Source organism: Citrobacter sp. S55_ASV_140, from assembly GCF_018919505.1.
Classification (GTDB): domain Bacteria; phylum Pseudomonadota; class Gammaproteobacteria; order Enterobacterales; family Enterobacteriaceae; genus Citrobacter; species Citrobacter werkmanii.
This window is the reverse complement of the sequence record NZ_JAHLQZ010000320.1, coordinates 1-2,772: the sequence shown is the minus strand read 5'-3', so window position 1 is coordinate 2,772 and position 2,772 is coordinate 1. Positions and strand designations below refer to the sequence as shown.

3 protein-coding genes and 1 pseudogene are annotated in these 2,772 nt (G+C 52.5%); 2 read left to right on the top strand and 2 right to left on the bottom strand.

The annotated features are described in order from the left end of the window. Positions 1 to 21: 21 nt before the first annotated feature. Positions 22 to 264, top strand: a pseudogene (locus KQJ18_RS23155) (LysR substrate-binding domain-containing protein); the annotation flags it as partial. Here KQJ18_RS23155 and KQJ18_RS23150 read toward each other — a convergent pair. After that, positions 236 to 943, bottom strand: a complete 708-nt coding sequence (locus KQJ18_RS23150) for an aspartate/glutamate racemase (RefSeq protein ID WP_137347473.1) — start codon at positions 941 to 943, stop codon at positions 236 to 238. The pseudogene KQJ18_RS23155 and the gene KQJ18_RS23150 sit on opposite strands and share 29 nt — an antisense overlap. Positions 944 to 1,084: 141 nt before the next feature. Here KQJ18_RS23150 and KQJ18_RS23145 point away from each other — a divergent pair, with 141 nt between their 5' ends. Next, positions 1,085 to 1,411, top strand: coding sequence for a cupin domain-containing protein (locus KQJ18_RS23145; RefSeq protein WP_085048791.1), 327 nt, complete (start codon positions 1,085 to 1,087; stop codon positions 1,409 to 1,411). 104 nt (positions 1,412 to 1,515) lie between these two features. On the opposite strand, the gene araE is transcribed toward KQJ18_RS23145, so the two are convergent. Continuing rightward, on the bottom strand, positions 1,516 to 2,772 hold a 1,257-nt coding region (gene araE, locus KQJ18_RS23140; protein WP_216422857.1), incomplete at its 5' end, for an arabinose-proton symporter AraE.

Here is a 2,772-nt window from a genome sequence, read left to right as displayed (position 1 = left end):
AGATGTGTATAAGAGACAGGTGCAATGGTGCGGGCGGGTGTGGGGATCTCGGTGGTCAATCCCTTAACGGCGCTGGATTACGCCAGCAGCGGGATCGTTATCCGCCGCTTCAGTATTTCGGTACCGTTTACGGTCAGCCTGATTCACCCGCTTCATCGCCCCGCCTCGGCGCTGGTAGATGCTTTTACCGCGCATCTGCAAGCCCATCTGCCGAAGCTAATCGATCCGCTGAACGCTATTTTGCATCGACAGACGAAAGCATAAACTCCACCGCATCTTGCGCATGGATAGCCGCAGTGTCGAAAACCGGTAGTGGGCTTAGCTCGGCTGGCACCAGCAGACCAATCTCGGTACAGCCAAAAATTACCCCTTGCGCGCCCTGCTTAGCCAGCTGAGCAATCACACTGAGGTAATAATCGCGGGACGTTTCATTGAATTCGCCGAGGCACAGCTCATCGAAAATAATCTGGTTTATTTTTTGCCGGTCGTTAGCGTCAGGGATAAGCGTACTAATGCCAAATTCAGCCTGTAAGCGCCCACGGTAAAAATCCTGCTCCATGGTGTAGCGCGTACCCAGCAGCGCCACGTTGCTCATCTGCTGCTTTTGTATGGCGCGACCAGTGGCATCAGCAATATGCAGGAACGGTACATCACAGGCGGTTGCAATCGCCTCAGCAACCTTGTGCATCGTGTTGGTACACAACACGATGCCCTCAGCTCCCGCCTCCTGTAGCCCTCTGGCGGCCTGCGCGAGGATCTGCCCGGCCCGCTGCCAGTCGCCGCTGGACTGACAGGCTTCAATCTCATGAAAATCTACGCTGTGCAACAGAATCTGTGCCGAATGCAGGCCACCCAGACGCTGTTTTACCCCTTCATTAATGAGTCGATAATAAGGAATGGTGGATTCCCAGCTCATACCGCCTAACAGACCGATCGTTTTCATCGCTTCCCCTCATTTGTTGTTATCTCTTCAGTGAACCAAAGATGTGATCAACTTTCCACATCTGTTGGTGTGCATTTCTTTTTATACTTTGCTGATATAAATTTAATAAAACACCGTTTCACTAACTTACAGGAATGTCGGATGTTTATTTTTCATAAAGAGACCACGCTTGAAGATCTGGGCAATGGCGTTACCCGTCGCATTCTTGCTCACGACGGTAAAATGATGGCGGTTGAGGTGAACTTCGAGCAGGGCGCGATTGGTCCGCTGCACAACCACCCGCATGAACAGCTGACTTACGTTTTATCCGGTGAGTTTGAATTTACTATTGGGGAAGAAAAGCATGTCGTTTCTGCAGGCGACACCCTGTATAAACAGCCTAACATTATGCATGGCTGCGTCTGCTTAAAAGCAGGAACATTACTCGATACGTTCACTCCGGTGCGCGACGATTTTCTGCACGGGTAATGTGTTCAAAAAATGCCGAGTAACGCTTGCGCTTACCCGGCCAGGACGAGACTCAATTCGTAGGCCGGATAAGGCAGAGCAGCCATCCGGCACGTATATTTGGCTTACACCCCAATATTTCTTAGCTTCTCACCCGACATCAGCTTGCGCTCGATGTGTTCCAGCGTGACGTTTTTGGTTTCCGGGATAAGCCAGAATGTAATACCGATAAAAGCGACGTTCAACGCGGTATACAGCCAGAATGTACCCGCCGCGCCGATGCTGTCGAGTAGCGTCAGGAACGTGGCGCCAATGATCATGTTCGACACCCAATTGGTGGTGGTCGAGCAGGTAATACCAAAATCGCGGCATTTCAGCGGCTGAATTTCCGAACACAGGATCCACACCACCGGCGCGGCGCTCATCGCGTAACCTGCAATGCACATCATGGTCATACCGACTGACAGCCAGGATAGACCACTGGAAGCCGTGCCGTTATCAAACTGCATCAGGCAATAGCCGAGTACCAGCGTCCCAATGGCCATCACGCTGAAACCAATTTTAAGCGCCGGTTTACGTCCGGCTTTATCTACCGTAAAGACGGCAATAAATGTCGCGAACATGAACGTTAAGCCGACCACCAGCGTGGCAATCATCTGCTGTTCGGTGGTGGTAAAGCCCGCCATTTTAAAAATGCGCGGCGCGTAGTACATGATGATATTCATCCCGGTGAACTGCTGCATCGCCTGCAACAACATTCCGAGGAAAACCGCGCGACGCACGTTACGGTTAATTTTAAACAGCGCCCATCCGCCCTGCTTCAGCTTCAGGCTTTCACGGATTTCGTTCAGCTCATCGCGGGCTTTTTCTGACGTATCGCGCAGCATACGCAATACTTCTTCGGCTTCGATGTGGCGACCTTTTTCCGCCAGCCAGCGCGGACTGTTCGGCAGGAAAACCACCAGGATAATCAGTAAAACCGCCGGGAGCGCCAGCACTCCCAACATGGCGCGCCAGTTACCGCTGTAGCTAAATGCCGTATCAGATAAAAAGGCCAGCACAATACCCAGCGTAACCATCAACTGGTACATACTGATCATCTTACCGCGCACATTCTCACTGGCCATTTCGGAAAGATAGAGCGGCGCGGTGTAAGACGCGATACCCACCGCAACGCCCAGCACCACGCGGGCAAAAATAAGCATTTCAACGCTGGACGCAAACGCCGATCCCAGAGATCCGACGACAAAAAGGATCGCGCCCGCCATCAGGCTGTATTTACGTCCCAGGCGGAATGACAGCCAACCATTAAATAGTGCGCCAATTGCCGCACCCAGCATCATGCTGCTCACCACCCACTCCTGCAGGCGGCTGGTCAGGAC